This window comes from Streptomyces sp. NPDC058326, assembly GCF_042879855.1.
GTDB lineage: Bacteria > Actinomycetota > Actinomycetes > Streptomycetales > Streptomycetaceae > Streptomyces.
Window position 1 is genome coordinate 603,111 of the sequence record NZ_JBHVZO010000001.1, and the last position, 16,990, is coordinate 620,100.

At 71.3% G+C, this 16,990-nt stretch carries 14 protein-coding genes; 1 reads left to right on the plus strand and 13 read right to left on the minus strand.

From position 1 onward, the window contains the following. Window positions 1-120: 120 nt before the first annotated feature. The 6 genes from ACFVYX_RS02620 to ACFVYX_RS02645 all read right to left on the minus strand — a co-directional run bounded on the left by ACFVYX_RS02620 (window position 121) and on the right by ACFVYX_RS02645 (window position 5,985). Entirely contained in the window at window positions 121-1,776 is a 1,656-nt protein-coding gene (locus ACFVYX_RS02620) for a beta-N-acetylhexosaminidase (RefSeq protein WP_389679432.1), read from the minus strand. 4 nt (window positions 1,777-1,780) lie between these two features. Further along, window positions 1,781-2,629 carry a carbohydrate ABC transporter permease gene (locus ACFVYX_RS02625; protein WP_389679433.1) on the minus strand — a complete coding sequence of 283 codons (849 nt, stop codon included), beginning with the start codon at window positions 2,627-2,629 and terminating at the stop codon, window positions 1,781-1,783. Window positions 2,630-2,643: 14 nt separating this feature from the next. Further along, the gene (locus ACFVYX_RS02630; protein ID WP_389679434.1) at window positions 2,644-3,606 is read right to left on the minus strand and encodes a carbohydrate ABC transporter permease; all 963 of its coding nucleotides are present in this window, start codon (window positions 3,604-3,606) and stop codon (window positions 2,644-2,646) included. Window positions 3,607-3,611: 5 nt separating this feature from the next. Further along, window positions 3,612-4,916, minus strand: a complete 1,305-nt coding sequence (locus tag ACFVYX_RS02635) for an extracellular solute-binding protein (RefSeq protein ID WP_389679435.1) — start codon at window positions 4,914-4,916, stop codon at window positions 3,612-3,614. 187 nt (window positions 4,917-5,103) lie between these two features. Continuing rightward, window positions 5,104-5,394: a DUF3039 domain-containing protein gene (locus ACFVYX_RS02640; RefSeq protein WP_389679436.1), complete on the minus strand. Its 291-nt coding sequence runs from the start codon at window positions 5,392-5,394 to the stop codon at window positions 5,104-5,106. 30 nt (window positions 5,395-5,424) lie between these two features. Next, window positions 5,425-5,985 carry a YqgE/AlgH family protein gene (locus ACFVYX_RS02645; protein ID WP_351219198.1) on the minus strand — a complete coding sequence of 187 codons (561 nt, stop codon included), beginning with the start codon at window positions 5,983-5,985 and terminating at the stop codon, window positions 5,425-5,427. 300 nt (window positions 5,986-6,285) lie between these two features. Here ACFVYX_RS02645 and murA point away from each other — a divergent pair, with 300 nt between their 5' ends. Beyond that, window positions 6,286-7,632, plus strand: coding sequence for a UDP-N-acetylglucosamine 1-carboxyvinyltransferase (gene murA, locus ACFVYX_RS02650; RefSeq protein ID WP_389679437.1), 1,347 nt, complete (start codon window positions 6,286-6,288; stop codon window positions 7,630-7,632). 152 nt (window positions 7,633-7,784) lie between these two features. Here murA and ACFVYX_RS02655 read toward each other — a convergent pair whose 3' ends face one another. The 7 genes from ACFVYX_RS02655 to ACFVYX_RS02685 all read right to left on the minus strand — a co-directional run bounded on the left by ACFVYX_RS02655 (window position 7,785) and on the right by ACFVYX_RS02685 (window position 16,955). Next, on the minus strand, window positions 7,785-8,066 hold the full coding sequence (locus ACFVYX_RS02655) for an HU family DNA-binding protein (protein ID WP_015033921.1): 282 nt from the start codon (window positions 8,064-8,066) through the stop codon (window positions 7,785-7,787). A gap of 312 nt (window positions 8,067-8,378) precedes the next feature. Next, the gene (locus ACFVYX_RS02660) at window positions 8,379-9,809 is read right to left on the minus strand and encodes an NAD-dependent malic enzyme (protein ID WP_389679438.1); all 1,431 of its coding nucleotides are present in this window, start codon (window positions 9,807-9,809) and stop codon (window positions 8,379-8,381) included. A gap of 405 nt (window positions 9,810-10,214) precedes the next feature. Continuing rightward, window positions 10,215-12,554 (minus strand): HelD family protein, encoded by a 2,340-nt coding sequence (locus tag ACFVYX_RS02665; protein WP_389679439.1) that lies wholly within the window; start codon window positions 12,552-12,554, stop codon window positions 10,215-10,217. A 63-nt stretch (window positions 12,555-12,617) separates the two neighbouring features. Continuing rightward, window positions 12,618-13,172 carry a GNAT family N-acetyltransferase gene (locus ACFVYX_RS02670; protein WP_389679441.1) on the minus strand — a complete coding sequence of 185 codons (555 nt, stop codon included), beginning with the start codon at window positions 13,170-13,172 and terminating at the stop codon, window positions 12,618-12,620. A 33-nt stretch (window positions 13,173-13,205) separates the two neighbouring features. Further along, window positions 13,206-14,342: a uroporphyrinogen-III synthase gene (locus ACFVYX_RS02675; RefSeq protein WP_389679442.1), complete on the minus strand. Its 1,137-nt coding sequence runs from the start codon at window positions 14,340-14,342 to the stop codon at window positions 13,206-13,208. 84 nt (window positions 14,343-14,426) lie between these two features. Beyond that, window positions 14,427-15,785, minus strand: a complete 1,359-nt coding sequence (locus ACFVYX_RS02680) for a nitrate/nitrite transporter (RefSeq protein WP_389679443.1) — start codon at window positions 15,783-15,785, stop codon at window positions 14,427-14,429. Between the two features lie 165 nt (window positions 15,786-15,950). Further along, window positions 15,951-16,955 carry a LysR family transcriptional regulator gene (locus tag ACFVYX_RS02685; RefSeq protein WP_389679444.1) on the minus strand — a complete coding sequence of 335 codons (1,005 nt, stop codon included), beginning with the start codon at window positions 16,953-16,955 and terminating at the stop codon, window positions 15,951-15,953. Window positions 16,956-16,990 lie beyond the last annotated feature (35 nt).

Sequence of the window (16,990 nt, forward strand, 5' to 3'; positions counted from 1 at the left end):
TTGTTTTCTCATGGCTCGTGGGTGTGGGTTGGTTTGGGGGTGGTGGGGGGGTGGGTTTGCGTGCTGGCCGTCGGCGGGCCGGCAGCCCGGCCTGATCGACAAGACACGCCCCTAGGTGCCTCACACGATCGGGGGGACTCCCTCCAGGGGCCGTCCCAGCACTCCGGGGCGCCGCTGCCGGGGGTGGGGTCCGGCGGGCGGCCGGTAGTCGACGCCGAGGGCGTCGAGGCGCCGGTAGTGGGTCTCCATGCGGCGCTCGAAGCCGGCGTGGTCACGGGCCTCGGGGGCGGGCAGCGCGGACCAGGCGACCTCGGCGAAGGCGGCGAGGCGGGGGAAGACCTGGTAGTCGACGCGGTCGCGGTTCTCCATGACCTCGGTCCAGACGTTGGCCTGGGTTCCCAGGATGTGGGCGGCGGCCTCCGGTGCGAGGCCCGGCGGGACGGGCTCGAAGCGGTAGACGTCCTCCAGGGTGCGGACGTATCCGATGGGCATCGGCTCGTCCTCGCCGGGCGCCTGACGGTGGTCCAGGTACACGTGCTGCTCAGGGCACATCACGACGTCGTGGCCGGCCTCCGCGGCGGCGATCCCGCCTCCGTAGCCGCGCCAGGAGGAGACGGCGGCGCCTTCGGCGAGGCCGCCCTCCAGGATCTCGTCCCAGCCGATGAGCCGCCGTCCGCGCGCGGCGAGCCAGCGGTCGAAGTGGCGGATGAACCAGGACTGGAGCTCGTCCTCGTCGGCGAGCCCGAGTTCCTCGATGCGGGCCTGTGCGGCCGGGGAGGCCTTCCACTGGTCCTTGGGGCACTCGTCGCCGCCCACATGAACGAAGGTCGAGGGGAAGAGGTCGAGGACCTCCTCGAAGACGCCCTCGTAGAAGCGCAGGACGGCCTCGGTGGGGGCGAGGACGTTGGGGTTGACGCCCCAGGTGTCCCAGACGGTGAGGGCGGTGGTGTCGACGACGTCGGTGTTGCCGAGTTCGGGGTACGCGGCGATGGCGGCCTGCGAGTGTCCGGGGAGGTCGATCTCGGGGACGACGGTGATGTGCCGCTCGGCGGCGTGGGCGACGATCTCGCGGATGTCGTCCTGGGTGTAGAACCCGCCGTGCGGGGTGTCGTCCCAGAGGGGCGAGGCGCGGTGGCCCCATTTGCTGCGGGCCCGCCAGGAGCCGACCTCGGTGAGCTTCGGGTGGCGCTTGATCTCGATGCGCCAGCCCTGGTCGTCGGTGAGGTGGAAGTGGAAGACGTTGAGCTTGTGGGCGGCGAGGAGGTCGAGGTACCGCAGGACGTCGTCCTTGGGCAGGAAGTGCCGGGAGACGTCGAGGAGGAGGCCGCGCCAGCCGAAGCGGGGCCGGTCCTCGACGGTGACGTACGGGAGGTCCCGGCCGCCGCCGCTCACGGGCGCCCTGCGGTACGCCCCGGGGCCGAGCAGCTGGCGGAGGCTCTGGGCGCCCCAGAACACCCCGGCGGGGCCGCCGCCCTCGATGACGACGGCGGCGTCGGGGTTCTCCGTGGTGAGGCGGTAGCCCTCGGGGCCGTACTCCCGCTCCACGTCCTCGCTGACGCGCAGCCGGATCGCGTACGGGCCGGGGCCGTCGGCGAACCGCAGGCCGGTGGCGGCGCCGAGGACGGTACGGAGCCAGCGGGCGGTGGACCCGGTGCCGGGTCCGGCGTCGAGGGTGGTCCGCTCGTCGAGCGAGAAGTGGCCCGGGGTGTCCCCGCGCACCTCCTGGAGGAGCGGCGCCGGGATCAGGTCCGTGCCGGGGTACGGGTCTGTGGTCATCGCGTCAGTCCTTCACCGCCCCGCCCAGTCCCGAGACCAGGCGGCGCTGTACGAGTACGAAGAAGACGAGCACCGGGACCGTCATCACGGTCGAGCCGGCCATGATGCCTCCCCAGTCGTTCTCGTCGGGCTTGAAGAAGACGAGCAGGGCCATGGGGAGTGTCGACTGCGAGGTGTCGCTGATGAGGAAGGACTTCGCGAAGAGGAAGTCGTTCCAGGTCGAGATGAACGAGAAGACGCTCGTCGCGACGAGGCCCGGGAAGACCAGCGGGAAGAGGATCTGCCACAGGAACCGGGTACGGCTCGCGCCGTCGATCTGGGCCTGTTCCTCCAGGGCCTCCGGGACCGCCTTGACGAAGCCCCGCAGCATCCAGATCGCGAAGGGCAGCGAGAAGGCGATGTGCGGCAGGATCAGCGAGCCGAGGGTGTTCAGCTGGCCGAAGTCCCGCATGAGGAAGAACAGCGGGATGGTCAGCGCCTCGACCGGCACCATCTGCGCGACCAGGAACATGATCAGGAGCGTCGTCCGGAACCGGAAGCGGAACCGGGTGACGGCCGTCGCCGCGAGGAAGGCGATCAGCGCCGAGGCGAGGACGACCGTGCCCGCCACGATCAGCGAGTTGAGGAAGTAGCGGCCGAACTCCTGCTGTTCGAAGACGCGCCGGAAGGAGTCGAGGGACGGGGAGAGCGTCCACGGCCGGGGGTCGGTGGACTGGATCTCGCCCGCAGGCTTGAAGGCCGAGAGGACCATCCAGTACAGCGGGAAGGCGACGGCGGCGGCGACGAGCAGGGTGATGGCCTCGGCGGCGAGGCGCCCGGGTCGTGCGGGCCGCCTGATGCGAAAGGTGGTCACAGCGCGGGATGCGGTCACAGTTCTTCTCCCTGTCGTCGCAGCAGGCGCAGGTAGACCAGCGTCACGGCCAGCAGGATCAGCAGCATGACGACGCCGATCGCCGAGCCGAGGCTGTACTCGGAGGAGGCGAAGGCCTTCTGGTAGGCGTACACGTTGAGGACGAGGTTCTGGCCGGCGATGCCGCCGCCGTTCGTCATCACGTAGATCTGGGTGAAGACCTTGAAGTCCCAGATGATCGACTGAATCGTGACGACGACCAGGATCGGCCGGAGCACCGGCGCCATGACCGAGCGCCAGGTCCGCCACTGTGAGGCGCCGTCGAGGGCGGCGGCCTCCAGGACCTCCGCCGGGATGGCCTTGATGCCGGCGTAGACGGTGACCATCACGAACGGGAAGGAACACCAGACGACTTCGAGGAGGACGAGGGCGAAGGCGCTGTACCGCCCGTACGTCCAGGAGAAGTCGCCGAGCCCGAGCAGCTTGTTGACGGGGCCGAAGTCGGGGTCGAAGAGGAAGACCCAGACCGTGGAGCCGGTGATCGCGGGCGTGGCCCAGGCGCCGAGCGCGGCCAGCATCAGGACGAGCCGGGGCAGGGCACGCACGCGCGTGAGGAGGACGGCGAGGGCGCAGCCGACGGCGAGGGTGGTGACGACGCAGGCGGCGGCGAAGAGGACGGTGGCGAGGAGGACCTGCCGGAACTGGGGGTCGGCGAAGAGGGCCGCGTAGTTGTCGAAGCCCTTGAAGGAGGTGGGTTCGCCGCCGCTGACCTGGGCCTGGGTGTACTCGAGGAAGGAGATCAGGCCGAGCTGGTAGACGGGGTAGACGAGGAGTCCGCCGATGACGGCGAGGGCGGGCAGGAGGTACAGCCAGGGGGTCCAGGGGCGGTGGCCCCGGATGCCGGTGCGCCGTGCGGCCGGGGCGGCGGGCTTCCGCGCCGGGGCCGTGCGGGGCCGTTTCTCGGTGAGCTGGGTCGTCATGCGGCTCAGCCCGCCGGCGTGAAGGCCGCGTCCATCTTCTGCGCGGCGTCGTCGGCCGCCGCCTTGACGTCCTTACGGCCGCTGACGACCTCCTGGAACATCGTGGGCAGGACGAGGGAGGCGTCGATCCGGCCCCAGCCGGGAGACGCCGGGACGAACCTGGTGCCGGCGCCGAGGGTGTCGATGAAGGGCTTCACGAAGGGCTGGCGGCGGGCGGCGTCGGCCCGTACGTCGGTGTACGTGGGGAGGAAGCCCATGGCGTCGAAGAGCTTGCCCTGGGTCTCCTTGCCGGTGAGGGACTTGAGGAGGTCGACGGCGAGGGTGCGGTGGGAGGTGCTCCTGAGGACGCCGATGTTGTTGCCTCCGGCGAAGGCGGGGGCGATGGAGCCGGGGGTGGTGCCGGGCAGCGGGACGACGGCGTACTTGCCCTTGACGGCGCCGGCCTCGACGGCGGCGTGGCTGAAGTCGCCGCCGATGGCCATGGCGGCCTTGCCGGAGGCGAAGGCGGTGACGGTGGCGTTGCCGCCCATCTGGGCGCACTTGGCGGCCGGGCAGTTGTCGTCGCCGAAGAGCGAGGTGTACGTGGTGATGCCCTTGCGGGCGGCCTCGCTGTTGACTGCGGCCTTGTACGAGTCGCCGTGCGCGGTGGCGAGTTCGCCGCCGGCCGCCCAGACGAAGGGCATGGCCCCGTAGGTGTAGGCGCCGCCGACGGCGATCCCGTACAGCTCAGGCCTGGCCTTGCGGATCTTCTTGGCGGTGGAGACGAGTTCGGCCTGGCTTTTGGGGGCGGTGAGGCCGAGTTCCCGGAAGACGTCGGTGCGGTAGTAGAGGGCGCGGACGCCGACGAAGAGCGGGGCGCCGTAGACCTTCCCGCCGACGGTGACGGACTGCTTCGCGGTGGGGTCGGTGTCCTTGGCGTCGTCCCAGGCCGCGAACTCGGCGCTGATGTCGGCGAGTCCGCCGTCCTTGACGTATCCGGCGGTGTCGGTGTTGCCGTACTCGATGAGGTCGGGGGCGGACTTGGGGTCGTTGAAGGCGGCCTTGACGCGCTGGGCGCGGCTCTCGACGGGGATGTACTCGACCTCGACCTTCGCGCCCCGGTGGCTGTTCTCGAAGGCGGTGACGGCCTGCTCGACGACGTGTTCCTTGGGCTTGTTGCTCACCTCCTGGAAGAGCCAGACACGCAGGGTGCCGGTCTTCTCGTCCGTCGTGGCCCTGCCCCCGGAGGTCTGGGGCGCGCAGGCGGTGACGGTGAGGCAGGCGAGCAGGAGTGCGGCGGCCGGGGCGGTGACGCCGGCAGGAAGTTTCATTGCGGTTCCCCTCCAAGTGCGCGCGTTGCAACATATGCAACGACCGTTTCGCGCTGCACAACACGCGTGAGGTTAGGCGCGTCTCCGCCGACCCGACAAGAGGTCTCGACCACCTGAAACGCGAAACGGCCCCCGTCACACGTACCGAAGTACGCGTGACGGGGGCCGCCCCGGCGTCAGGACACCGCTACTTCTTGTCCTTGCCGCCCTTGTCCTTGTCGCCACCGCCGGCGCCCATGGAGTCGTAGATCTCCTTGCACATCGGACAGACCGGGTACTTCTTGGGGTCGCGCCCCGGCACCCAGACCTTTCCGCACAGCGCCACGACGGGCGTGCCTTCGAGGGCGCTCGCCATGATCTTGTCCTTCTGGACGTAATGGGCGTAGCGCTCGTGGTCGCCGTCACCGTGGGACACCTGCGGCGTCGGCTCGACGAGGGTTCCCGTACCTGCCCCGCGCTCGGGCTCGAGAGTGCTCATAACCGCCAAGGGTACTGAAAGCCGGAGCCCTCAGTTGAGGGACGGGTCGTCGGGGTACGTGGCGATCATCGCGAGCTCGCCGCGCTGCCGCCGGAGCACCTGCCGCCAGAGCGTCTCGGGCTGCGGCGAGGAGACGTCGCCGGGCTCCGACTCGACCACGTACCAGGCGCCGTCGCCGAGCTCGGTCTCCAGCTGGCCGGGGCCCCAGCCCGCGTATCCGGCGAAGATCCGCAGCGAGCCGAGGGCCGGGCCGAGCAGCTCGGGCGGGGTCTCCAGGTCGACCAGACCGATCGCCCCGTGCACCCGCCGCCAGCCGAGGGGTCCCTCGTCGCCGGGGATCACGGCGACACCGAGGGCCGCGTCGAGGGAGACGGGGCCGCCCTGGAAGACGACGCCGGGTTCACCGGCGAGCCCGGCCCAGGGCGCGAGGATGTCGCCGACGGTCACCGGCGTCGGCCGGTTGAGGACCACGCCGAGCGAGCCCTCGTCGTCGTGGTCGAGCAGCAGGACGACCGCGCGGTCGAAGTTCGGGTCCGCGAGCGCGGGCGTGGCGACGAGCAGCCGTCCTGTGAGCGAGGACACCTCGGTCATGGGAGACATGATCTCGCATCTTCGGCGTTCGCGGGGGTTGTCGGGGCGACGGGCGGGCACGCTGTCCGGAAGTCGGCGGCCGTCGCAGTTCAGATCGGTGGCCGGCGCGATCGGGTGGGGCCCGGGGGCCGCCCCGGCGAGAGAAACGGACGGTGACGCTCCGCAAGATCACGGGAACAGAGGGTGTTGTGCCGAATTCATTACATCTGACAGGCCCCCCGAGGCACCCATGAGAGGTCTCATGGCCCCTTACCCTTTTCACTGGCCACCCGACCGACCCCACTCCGGAACGCGAGATTCATGACCGGCACAGACAGCCATGATGTACTGCTCGTCCATGGCGGAACCCCGCTGGAGGGCGAGATCCGCGTCCGCGGTGCGAAGAACCTCGTGCCCAAGGCGATGGTCGCAGCCCTGCTCGGCAGCGGCCCGAGCCGCCTGCGCAACGTTCCCGACATCCGCGACGTCCGCGTCGTCCGCGGACTGCTCCAGCTGCACGGCGTGACGGTCCGTCCGGGTGAAGAACCCGGCGAGCTCGTCCTCGACCCGACGCACGTCGAATCCGCGAACGTCGCCGACATCGATGCCCACGCCGGCTCGTCGCGCATCCCGATCCTCTTCTGCGGCCCGCTGCTCCACCGCCTCGGCCACGCCTTCATCCCGGGCCTCGGCGGCTGCGACATCGGCGGCCGGCCCATCGACTTCCACTTCGACGTGCTGCGCCAGTTCGGCGCCACCATCGAGAAGCGGGACGACGGGCAGTACCTGGAGGCCCCGCAGCGCCTTCGCGGCTGCAAGATCCGGCTGCCGTACCCCTCGGTCGGCTCGACCGAACAGGTGCTGCTCACGGCCGTACTCGCCGAGGGCGTCACCGAGCTGTCGAACGCCGCGGTGGAGCCCGAGATCGAGGACCTGATCTGCGTCCTGCAGAAAATGGGCGCGATCATCTCCATGGACACCGACCGGACCATCCGGATCACCGGTGTCGACCGTCTCGACGGCTACACCCACCGGGCGCTCCCGGACCGCCTGGAGGCGGCCTCCTGGGCGTCCGCGGCGCTCGCCACCGAGGGCAACATCTACGTGCGCGGCGCCCAGCAGCGCTCGATGATGACCTTCCTCAACACGTACCGGAAGGTCGGCGGCGCCTTCGAGATCGACGACGAGGGCATCCGCTTCTGGCACCCGGGCGGCTCGCTCAACGCGATCCACCTGGAGACGGACGTGCACCCCGGCTTCCAGACGGACTGGCAGCAGCCGCTGGTCGTCGCCCTGACGCAGGCCTCCGGCCTCTCCATCGTCCACGAGACGGTGTACGAGTCGCGGCTCGGCTTCACCTCCGCGCTCAACCAGATGGGTGCGCACATCCAGCTGTACCGCGAGTGCCTCGGCGGCTCCGACTGCCGCTTCGGCCAGCGGAACTTCCTGCACTCGGCGGTCGTGTCCGGGCCGACCCGGCTCCAGGGCGCCGACCTGGTCATCCCCGACCTGCGCGGCGGCTTCTCGTACCTGATCGCGGCGCTCGCGGCCCAGGGCACCTCCCGGGTGCACGGCATCGAGCTGATCAACCGCGGCTACGAGAACTTCATGGAGAAGCTCGTCGAGCTCGGCGCCAAGGTCGAGCTGCCGGGCAGCGCGCTGGTGTAGGGCGTCACGGGCCCCTGTGGGCCCGTACGCGCCCATACGAAAGGGCGGCCACCCCCTGACAGGGTGGCCGCCCTTTCTGCGCCTCCAGGCTGCCTTACGTGCCTTGACAGGCTGCCTTACGCGCCTCGGCGGTCCTGCTCGCCTCGGCTGCCTTACTTGCCCTTGGCGGCTTCCTTGAGCTTCGAGCCCGCGGAGACCTTCACGCTGTAGCCGGCCGGGATGTCGATCGGGTCGCCGGTCTGCGGGTTACGAGCGGTGCGAGCGGCACGGTGCGTGCGCTCGAAGGTCAGGAAGCCGGGGATGGTGACCTTCTCGTCGCCCTTGGCGACGACCTCACCGACGGTCTCGGCGAGAGCGGCCAGCACGGCGTCGGCGTCCTTGCGGGTCACCTCGGCGCGGTCGGCCAGGGCGGCCACCAGCTCACTGCGGTTCATGTTGTTACTCCCGTGTTCTTCTTGCCTGTGAGGCGTGCCACGCGGCGGAAGCCGCGTGATTGGGTACAGCGAAGCCGATGCTGCCAGGGCCTTCGGACAGTCCCCGGACCCGGGTCTAATGACAGACCCTCGCGCCCAAACACGCATCCTGCCCCCACCAGCGGCGGGAACGCCAATCCGGCACCCCCGGGGGTCACACGAAAAGCGCCAGAGCCCCGCGGTGGTGACGTTCTGTCGACTCCCCGCACAGAACGCGGAGCCGAAAAGCCACCCTAAAGGCGGGTTTACGGCTCCGCGAATCGCGACGCGCCGTCAGCGGCCGGTCGCCGCCGAGCCCGCGCCCGCCGCCTTCGCCGCGTTGCGCACCGCTCCGGCGACCGCGCCGGCGACCTTGTCGTTGAAGACCGACGGGATGATGTAGTTCGGGTTGAGCTCGTCGTCGGTGACGACGTCGGCGAGGGCCGTGGCGGCCGCGAGCATCATCTCCGTGTTGACCGTACGGGACTGAGCGTCCAGCAGGCCTCGGAAGACACCCGGGAAGACCAGCACGTTGTTGATCTGGTTCGGGAAGTCGGAGCGTCCCGTGGCGACGACGGCGGCCGTCTGGCGGGCCGCGGCCGGGTCGACCTCCGGGTCGGGGTTCGCGAGCGCGAACACGATCGCGCCCTCCGCCATGGCGGCGACGTCCGCCGCGCCGAGCAGGTTCGGGGCCGACACACCGATGAAGACGTCCGCGCCGACGACGGCCTGCTTGAGGGTGCCGGTGACGCCCTCGGGGTTGGTGTTGTCGGCGATCCAGCGCAGCGGGGAGTCCGCCGGGGCCTCCACGAGGTCCTCACGGCCCGCGTGCACGACACCCTGGATGTCGGCGACGACGGCGTGCTTGACACCCGCCGCGATCAGCAGCTTCAGGATGGCCGTACCGGCCGCGCCGGCACCGGACATGACGACCCGTACGTCGCCGATGCCCTTGTTCACCACGCGCAGCGCGTTGGTCAGGGCGGCGAGGACGACGATGGCGGTGCCGTGCTGGTCGTCGTGGAAGACGGGGATGTCGAGGGCCTCGCGCAGGCGGGCCTCGATCTCGAAGCAGCGGGGCGCGGAGATGTCCTCCAGGTTGATGCCCGCGAAGCCGGGGGCGATGGCCTTGACGATCGCGACGATCTCGTCGGTGTCCTGCGTGTCGAGACAGATCGGCCAGGCGTCGATGCCGGCGAAGCGCTTGAAGAGGGCCGCCTTGCCCTCCATGACGGGCAGGGAGGCCATCGGGCCGATGTTGCCGAGGCCGAGGACGGCGGAGCCGTCCGTGACGACCGCGACGGAGTTGCGCTTGATGGTGAGGCGGCGGGCGTCCTCGGGGTTCTCGGCGATCGCCATGCACACGCGGGCGACGCCCGGGGTGTAGATCATGGAGAGGTCGTCACGGTTGCGGATGGGGTGCTTGGACGCCATCTCGATCTTGCCGCCGAGGTGCATCAGGAACGTACGGTCGGAGACCTTGCCGAGCGTGACGCCCTCGATGCCGCGCAGCTGCTCGACGATCTCGTCGGCGTGCGCGGTGGACGTCGCGGCGATGGTGACGTCGATGCGGAGCTTCTCGTGGCCGGAGGCGGTCACGTCGAGGCCGGTGACGGATCCGCCGTGGGACTCCACCGCCGTGGTGAGCTGGGAGACCGCGGTTCCGCTCGCGGGAACCTCCAGCCGGACCGTCATCGAGTACGAGACGCTGGGCGCCGTTGCCATGGCCGAGTTCCTCTGCTTTCCCTGAGCTTCGTTGCTACGCCGCCCCGGCTGGTTGCCCGGCGGCGCCCTCCGATGGTCGCACCTACCTGCCGGTAGCAGGTAATGCGGTCATTTTGTTTTCGGAAAGTAGTTTCCACCATACGAGAACCCCTGGGGAAACAGAAGAGGCCCCGGTCACCAGGGGTGACCGGGGCCTCGACTTCGTAGCTACGCACGAGAACAAAACGTCTAAGTGGCACCGACCCGCCATGCTCGCCTCGCGGCAAGTGGTCCCTCTGAGGGACGAAGGTTGGGCCCGGGGGCTTGGATCGAGCCGGTGCCACGACAAGGCTAACAAACCACCCTGCCCGGTGATTCCAACGCCACAGGTTGACCTGAAATCGGCCACGGGCCCCGCCTGGCGGCTCAGTCCCGCAGCAGGTCGGGCACCCCCGCCCCGTCCGGCATGTCGCCCGCCCCCGCGACCACCGTGAGCTGCTGCGTCGCCCTGGTCAGGGCCACGTAGAGCACCCGCAGACCGGCCGGCGACTCGTCCGCGATCTCCGCGGGCGAGACGACCACCGTGGCGTCGTACTCCAGGCCCTTCGCCTCAAGGGAACCGAGCGCCACCACACGGTCGCCGAGCTCGGCGAGCCAGCGGGCCGCCTCCGCACGCCGGTTCATGGCGACGACGACACCGACCGTGCCCTCCACCCGCTCCAGGAGCAGCCGGGCCTCGGACCGTACGGTTTCAGCCAGGTCGGCTGTGTCCGGCACCGCCACGAAACGGGGTTCGACGCCCGTCGAGCGGACCGCGCGCGGCGACTCCTTGCCCGGCATCGCGAGGGCGAGGACCTTGGCGGCGAGCTCGGCGATCTCGGCCGGGTTCCGGTAGTTCACGGTCAGCTCGAAACGGCGCCGCGGCCGGGAGCCGAGGGCCTCGTCGCGGGCCTCGGCGGCCTCGTCGGGATCCGACCAGGACGACTGCGCCGGGTCGCCGACGACCGTCCAGGTGGCGTGCCGGCCGCGCCGCCCGACCATCCGCCACTGCATGGGCGTGAGGTCCTGTGCCTCGTCGACGATCACGTGCGCGTACTCGGTGCGCTCGGCGGCGAGCCGCTCGGCCCGCTCCCGCTGCGTCTCCTCCCGTACGGGCATGAGCTCCTCAAGGCCCGTGAGCTGGTCCAGCGGGTCGTACTCGCGCCGCTTCCTCGGCCGGGCCGGGGTGCCCACGAGGGTGCCCAGCTCGTCGAGGAGCGCCACGTCGTGCACGGACAGCTCGGGGCGGCGCAGCGAGCGGGCGAGCCGCCGCACCTCGCCGGGGTTGAGGATGCGGCGGGCCCAGCGGCCGAGCCGCCGCTCGTCGGCCATCGCGTCGAGGACCCGGCGCGGGGTGAGCTCCGGCCACCAGGCGTCGAGGAAGGAGAGGAACGAGTCCTCCGTGGAGACGTCCTCGTCGAAGGAGGAGCGCAGCTCGGCGGCGAGCTCGGGGTCGCTGTGCCGGCCGACCGCGCCCGACTTGGAGTACAGCGCGTCGAGGAGCAGCCGGCGGGCGCGCGGGCGAAGCAGGTTGACCGGGGCGGTGCCGCCGAGGACGTTGTGCCGGATGCGCCGCAGTTCTTCGGCCTCCAGTTCCAGACGGCGGCCGAACGCGACGACACGCAGGCGCGTGGGCGTGCCGACGGGTGCGGGGGCCTCGTCCTCGCCCAGTTCGAGCTGTGCGGGCCGGTTCCTCGGCGCCGGGGTCTCCAGTGCGCCGCGGGCCGCCTTGCGCAGCACGTGGAGCATCCGGGAGGAGCCCTTGATCCTGGCGACGGCCGGATCGTCGTAGGCGGTGGCCTCGACGCCGTCGACGAGGCTGCCGACGGCCCGGATGGCGACCTGGCCCTCCTCGCCGAGCGAGGGCAGCACGCCCTCGGTGTACGAGACGAGGAGCGGGGTCGGCGAGACGATCAGGATGCCGCCCGCGTACCGTCGCCTGTCCTGGTAGAGCAGGTAGGCGGCCCGGTGCAGGGCCACGGCCGTCTTGCCGGTGCCGGGGCCGCCCTCGACGTACGTCACGGAGGCGGCGGGCGCGCGGATGACCATGTCCTGCTCCGCCTGGATGGAGGAGACGATGTCCCGCATGGTGTGGCTGCGGGCCTGGCCGAGGGCGGCCATCAGGGCGCCGTCGCCGATCACGGGCAGCTCGCGCCCGTCGAGGGTGGCCCGCAGCTCGGGGCGCATCAGGTCGTCCTCGACACCGAGGACCTGGCGGCCCTTGGAGCGGATGACGCGGCGGCGCACAACCCGGCCCGGGTCGACGGGCGTGGACCGGTAGAAGGGCGCGGCGGCGGGCGCGCGCCAGTCGATCACGAGCGGCGCGTAGTCGGAGTCGAGAACGCCGATCCGACCGATGTGGAGGGTCTCGGCGATCTCGGCGGTGTTGTCGGGCCGTACGGCGTCCTCGGCGGGCTCGATCGAGGTGTAGGCGCCGTCGGGTCCCTTCTTCCCGTCCTTCCCGTACAGCAGATCGATCCGGCCGAAGAGGAAGTCCTCGAACTCGTTGTTGAGCCGGTTGAGGTGGATGCCGGCCCGGAAGACCTGGGCGTCGCGCTCGGCGAGGGCGCCGGGCGTGCCGACCTGGCCCCGCTGGGCGGCGTCGTTCATCAGGAACTCCGCCTCGTGGATCTTCTCCTCCAGCCGGCGGTAGACGTGATCCAGATGTTCCTGCTCGACACCGATCTCACGGTCTCTGACCGTGTCCACGGCTTCCTGCGCGGCCACCTAAGGCCCCCTTCTGACGTGCACTGGGCAGCCGTCGAGCGTACGCCACCGGAAGGCGCCCTGTCAGGCGCGATCACCGTACGGGAGTGAGGCACCCGGAACACCGGGCGGCGGGTCGTCGTGCAGAAGCCGCTGGAACAGGTGGTGGTCGCGCCAGTCCCCGTCGATGTGGAGGTAGCGGGGCGCGGTCCCGATGCGCGTGAAGCCGCTCTTGACGAGGACCCGCTGGGAGGCGTGGTTGTCGAGCATGGTCCCGGCCTCGACGCGGTGCAGCCCGAGCTCGTCGCGGGCGGCCCGGCAGGCCTCGCCGACGAGCGCGGTGGCGAGGCCGCGGCCGGTGTGGTCCTTGTCGACCCAGTACCCCAGGGAGGCGCTGCGGAAGGGCCCGAGGACGATCCCGGAGAAGATGACGGCCCCCACGATCGCCTCCCCGTCGACCGCGAACCACCGCACCCCACCGTCCGCGAGCCGCTCCGCCTGCGCCTCGGCGGTGTAGTACCGCTCGGGCCGGTAGGGCTCGCGGGGCCGCATGTGGGCCCGGTTACGCAGAAGCGCGCGGGCGAGCGCGGGCGCGTCGCCGGGGTCCGCGGGCCGGATTCTCGGGGAACGTTCGATCACCCGGGTACGGTACCCGCGGCCCCGGCGGCTACTTCAGTCGTCGTACTTCGCGTCCGCCGCCGCGTCCAGCGCCAGCCGGTACCCCCGCTTCACCACCGTCTGGATCAGTTTCGGCGCCCCCAGCGCCGCCCGGAGGCGGGCCATCGCCGTCTCCACCGCGTGCTCGTCCCGTCCCGCCCCCGGCAGCGCCCGGAGCAGGTCGGCCCGGGAGACGACCCAGCCGGGCCGGCGGGCGAGGAGGCCCAGGAGGGCCATCCCGGCGGGCGGGACGGGCCGCAGGACGCCGTCGACGAGGACGGCGTGGCCGCGGACCTCCACCCGGTGTCCGGCGACCGGCAGGACCCTTGAGCGCCCGGGCAGCTCCTTGCAGAGGAGCTGGACGAGCGGTCCGAGCCGGAACCGCTCCGGCTGGTACGTGTCGATGCCCTCCGCCTGGAGCGGGAGGGCCGTCACGGGCCCCACGCAGACCGCGAGGACGTCGTGGCGGAGCGCGGCGACGAGCTCGGCCCGTACGCCCTTCTCCGCCGCCCGGGAGAACAGCGAGGCCGCGGCGGGCGCGCTGGTGAAGGTGACGGCGTCCAGGCCGCCCGACAGCACTCCGTCGAGGAGCCGGTCGAGCGGCCCGGTGTCCTCGGGCGGCATCCAGCGGTAGACGGGGACGCCGACGACCTCCGCGCCGGCGGCGGTGAGCGCCTCGACGAAGCCGGGCAGCGGCTCGCCGTGCAGCTGGAGCGCGATCCGCCGGCCGGCGACGCCTTCGGCGAGGAGCCGGTCGAGGACCTCGGCCATGGATTCGGAGGAGGGCGACCAGGACTCGGTGAGTCCGGCGGCCCGTACGGCTCCCTTGACCTTGGGTCCGCGGGCGAGGAGTTCGACGCCCCCCAGGACGGCGAGGAGTTCCTCCCCGTGCCCCCAGCCCTCGGCCGCCTCGACCCAGCCGCGGAAGCCGATCGCCGTGGTGGCGACGACGACGTCCGGGGCGTGACCGATGAGTTCCTTGGTGGCGGCGAGGAGTTCGGTGTCGTCCGCGAGGGGCACGATCCGCAGGGCGGGGCCGTGGACGACGGCCGCGCCGCGCCGGCGCAGCAGCGCGATGAGCTCGTCCGCGCGGCGTGCCGCGGTGACGCCGACAGTGAAGCCGGCGAGGGGGCCGTGTTCTTGCTCGTCCATGAGGCCCGAGCCTGACGGGGACGCGTGACGGATTCGGTTCGCGCGTATTTCCTGGTCGTTACGGTCCGCGCCGGGCATCGGGGGTCACACCTTCGCGTAGCCGGGCCGGGGCTCCGACGCGGTGACGGCTTCGGCCGTCTCGGGGACGGTCGTCGGGCGGCGAAGGTATACCGCCCAGGTGACGACCATGCAGGCCGCGTAGAAGGCGAGGAAGGCGACGAAGGCCGCGGTGCCGGTGCCGGAGGTCTGGAAGGACTGGCGGAAGGCGAGGTTGATGCCGAGACCGCCGAGTGCGCCGACCGCTCCGATGAGGCCCATGGCGGCGCCGGAGAGGCGTCGTCCGTAGGCTTCCGCGGCTTCTCCCGCGAGGCCCTTGCGGTGCCCCTGGGCGAGGAAGATCGCCGGGATCATCTTGTACGTGGAGCCGTTGCCGAGGCCGCTGAGGACGAAGAGTCCGATGAAGCCGACGAGGAAGACGGTGAGCGATTCGATGACGGAGGCGTAGATCACCACTCCGGTCGCGGCGGCCATCGCGGCGAAGGTCCCGAGGGTGATGCGGGCGCCGCCGTGCCGGTCGGCGAGGGAGCCGCCGATGGGCCGGATCAGCGAGCCGAGCAGCGGGCCGATGAAGGTGAGGGAGGCGGCCTGGAGCGGGGTGCGGCCGAACTGGGTCTGGAGCACGAGGCCGAAGGCGAAGCTGTAGCCGATGAAGGAGCCGAAGCAGCCGACGTACAGGAAGGCCATGATCCAGGTGTGGCGGGCCCGCACGGCCTCCTTCGCGGCGCCGGTGTCGTTCTTGACGGGGGCGAGGTTGTCCATGAAGAGCGCGGCGCACACGGCGGCGACCACGATCAGGGGCAGGTAGACGCCGAGGACGATCCTCGGGTGCATGGCGCCCGCGGTGCCGATGACGAGGAGGCCGACGAGCTGGACGACGGGGACGCCGATGTTGCCGCCGCCCGCGTTGAGCCCGAGCGCCCAGCCTTTCTTCCGCAGCGGGAAGAAGGCGTTGATGTTGGTCATCGAGGAGGCGAAGTTGCCGCCGCCGACGCCGGTGAGCGCGGCCACCAGGACGAAGGTGGTGTACGAGGTGCCGGGCTCCATCACCGCGAAGGCGAGGCCGGTGGGCAGCAGGAGCAGCAGGGCGCTGAAGACGGTCCAGTTACGGCCGCCGTAGCGGGCGACGACGAAGGTGTACGGGATCCGGATCAGCGCGCCGACGACGGTGGCGGTCGCGATCAGGAAGAACTTGCCGGCCGGGTCGACGCCGTACTGCGGTCCCATGAAGAGCACCATGACCGACCACAGGCTCCAGATCGAGAAGCCGATGTGCTCGGAGAGCACGGAGAAGATCAGGTTCCGCCGGGCGATCCGCTCGCCCTTCTCGCGCCAGAAGGTCTCGTCCTCCGGCTCCCACTGTTCGATCCACCGGCCGCCGCCCATGTCGTACCTCCGCGGGTGTCGGGTCCTGGGGCGTCCACAGCCCCGGTCCACCTGCCACAGACGCTAGGGAAGTCGCGTTTCGGCCCGGTGCCGTGAGGTGACGGGAGCGGAACCTTGCTCTCACCCGGCGCGCGCGGGGTCTGTGAGCGCCGCCCGGGGGCCAGGTCAGGGTACTCCCGGCTCGTTCTCCGGCAGCCAGGAGCCGGGCGGGCGTTTCAGCCAGCCTTCCGCCGCGCCGATCTCCGCGGCGGCGGCCCGGAGCGCGTCGAGGCCGGGGTGGCGCAGGCCCTCGCGCCAGACGAGGCTCACGGGTGACAGGGGTACGGGGTCGACGAGCGGGCGCAGGACGCAGCCCGGCATGGACGGGAAGTCGACGACGGCGAGCACCGGGTTGCGGTGCTTGGCCATGATGCGGCGGAACTCCTCGTGGCCGACGGCGAGCGGCGCGGGCGGGGCGACGTGGATGCCGCGCCCGGCGAAGAGCCGGGCGGCGAGGTCGGTCCACTCGGCCGTGCGGTCGTTCCCCGCGCCCGCGTAGATCCGTTCCCCGGCGAGACCGGCGAGCGGCACCTCGGGCAGGCCGGCGAGCGGGTGGTCGTCGGGGAGGATCACCGCCATCCGTTCGTACCGCACGAGTTGGGAGCCGAGCCGGGCCCGCAGCCCGGCGTCGAGGCCTCCGTAGCGGCCGAAGGAGGTGTCGAGCCGTCCGGCGAGGATGTCCCGCACGGCGCCGGTGAGTCCGCTCTCGTAGCGGGCCATCAGCTCCTGCTCCGGGGCGAGTTCACGGGCCCGGCGCAGGACGCGTTCCTGGACGAGACCGGGGGTGTTGAGGTCGGCGAGGAGGGGCCGGGGCGCGGCGCGGAAGGCCTCGGTCAGCTCGTCGTGGGCGGCGAGGACCCGTCGCGCGTACGGGAGGAGGCGTTCGCCGTCCGGCGTGAGGGCCACCTGCCGGGTGGTCCGTACGAAGAGCTCGGCGCCCAGCTCGCGCTCCAGGCGCCGGATGTCACGGCTGAGGGCCTGCTGGGCGACGTAGAGGCGGGCGGCGGCACGGGTGAAGTGCAGCTCCTCGGCGACGGCGGTGAAGGCGCGCAGGAGGCGGGGGTCGATGTCGTACGGGGACGAGGTGGCGGGCACCGCCGCATTTAACAACACGGACGCGTGAATGGCCACCGAACAGGTGTTGGACCCACCCGGCCGCTCGCCCC

Coding starts and splice junctions, on each gene's coding strand:
- ACFVYX_RS02620 (WP_389679432.1), bottom strand. CDS start 1,776: ATGACCACAGACCCGTACCCCGGCACGGACCTGATCCCGGCGCCGCTC.
- ACFVYX_RS02630 (WP_389679434.1), bottom strand. CDS start 3,606: ATGACGACCCAGCTCACCGAGAAACGGCCCCGCACGGCCCCGGCGCGG.
- ACFVYX_RS02635 (WP_389679435.1), bottom strand. CDS start 4,916: ATGAAACTTCCTGCCGGCGTCACCGCCCCGGCCGCCGCACTCCTGCTC.
- ACFVYX_RS02640 (WP_389679436.1), bottom strand. CDS start 5,394: ATGAGCACTCTCGAGCCCGAGCGCGGGGCAGGTACGGGAACCCTCGTC.
- ACFVYX_RS02645 (WP_351219198.1), bottom strand. CDS start 5,985: ATGACCGAGGTGTCCTCGCTCACAGGACGGCTGCTCGTCGCCACGCCC.
- murA (WP_389679437.1), top strand. CDS start 6,286: ATGACCGGCACAGACAGCCATGATGTACTGCTCGTCCATGGCGGAACC.
- ACFVYX_RS02655 (WP_015033921.1), bottom strand. CDS start 8,066: ATGAACCGCAGTGAGCTGGTGGCCGCCCTGGCCGACCGCGCCGAGGTG.
- ACFVYX_RS02660 (WP_389679438.1), bottom strand. CDS start 9,809: ATGGCAACGGCGCCCAGCGTCTCGTACTCGATGACGGTCCGGCTGGAG.
- ACFVYX_RS02675 (WP_389679442.1), bottom strand. CDS start 14,342: ATGGACGAGCAAGAACACGGCCCCCTCGCCGGCTTCACTGTCGGCGTC.
- ACFVYX_RS02680 (WP_389679443.1), bottom strand. CDS start 15,785: ATGGGCGGCGGCCGGTGGATCGAACAGTGGGAGCCGGAGGACGAGACC.